3 protein-coding genes are annotated in these 1,118 nt (G+C 69.5%); all 3 read right to left on the reverse strand.

The genetic code is table 11. From position 1 onward, the window contains the following. Window positions 1–217: 217 nt before the first annotated feature. Window positions 218–493, reverse strand: coding sequence for a DUF4160 domain-containing protein (locus C811_RS15510; protein ID WP_016310671.1), 276 nt, complete (start codon window positions 491–493; stop codon window positions 218–220). Beyond that, window positions 486–746 carry a hypothetical protein gene (locus tag C811_RS15515; protein ID WP_016310672.1) on the reverse strand — a complete coding sequence of 87 codons (261 nt, stop codon included), beginning with the start codon at window positions 744–746 and terminating at the stop codon, window positions 486–488. Before C811_RS15515 ends, C811_RS15510 begins: the two co-directional genes overlap by 8 nt. 144 nt (window positions 747–890) lie before the next feature. Continuing rightward, a partial coding sequence (locus C811_RS16995; RefSeq protein ID WP_016310673.1) for an LPXTG cell wall anchor domain-containing protein occupies window positions 891–1,118 on the reverse strand: 228 nt, incomplete at its 5' end.

Here is a 1,118-nt window from a genome sequence, read left to right on the forward strand (position 1 = left end):
GCCGCGGGCACCATCCCGCAGGCGAGCGCGGCCGCCAGGCCCAGGCGCAGAAGCGACCCCCGTCGCTTCTCTCTCATGTCGGATCTCCTTCTCTCGGGCGCCCCTTTGGCGCCAGGTCTGCCCGAATATACCCCTTCGCCCCGCTTTCCGCAACCCCGAGCATCGCGGTTGGGGTTGGGAGGCCGGAGTCTCCCTGCTTGCGAAAGCCTGGATCCCCTTAGCAGTAGAACGACAGGTCGCCGTCGAACACGCGACGCCACTTGTCGCAGATGTAGGCGTGGTTCAGCACGACGAGCTCCTTGATGTCCTCGAGATCCCTCGCGGGAATCTTCGAGCGGTTGTGGGCGACGAGGCAGCCGCCTGCGGCAGTGAGCCAGATCTTCGTGGCGTTCTGCGAGGGCCGCCTCACCGCGACGTGCACGTGGACGGGCTCGCCGTTTTCCCCTACCCAGAAGAAGAGGATGTAGGGGCCGAACTCCAGGACCTTAGGCATAGGCCTTGCCCGCCTCGCGGGAGAGCCGGTAGATGAGCGGCGCGTTGTTCCGCACGATTTCGGTGAGGAAGCTCAGCTCATCGCGGGTGAACCCCTCAGTGTCGTGCCATTGGCAGAGGGGGAGGGAGCAGAAGGCCGCGTCGAAGCCGCCGTCGACGGGGCGCTCCACGGCGATGCGCACGGTTCCGTCCTCCTGCGGGCTGGAATAGGCGATCTGCGTCTCGTCGTCGAGCTTCAGGTAGTTGTACATCATGGCCGCGCCCTTCCGAGAGTTCTTGCTGTGGGGTCATTATACAACGCGGCGCGCAACGGGGCGGCGCGCGTCCGCCTCTCCAGATGGAAGCGGCCCCGGACACTGTGGCATCCAGGGCCGCTTTGCGGGTGTGGGGAAGCTCCCCTACCGGCCCGCGCGCTCCCGGCGGCGGGCGGCGAGCAGAGCGGCCCCTGCCGCCAGGGCGGCGGCCGCGGGCAGGAGCGCCGCGGCGGCCAGGGCGTCGCCGGTCCGGGGCAGCCGGTGGACGATCGTGCCCCTCTCCTTCGGGGGGAGGGAGCCCGGGTCGTCGGAGGACAGCGCGCCGCCGAGCCGGTCGACCCCGGGCGGGTAGGCCGGATCGCTCTCGACGCG

The sequence above is a fragment of the Adlercreutzia caecimuris B7 genome (genome assembly GCF_000403355.2).
Taxonomy (GTDB): Bacteria; Actinomycetota; Coriobacteriia; order Coriobacteriales; family Eggerthellaceae; genus Adlercreutzia; species Adlercreutzia caecimuris.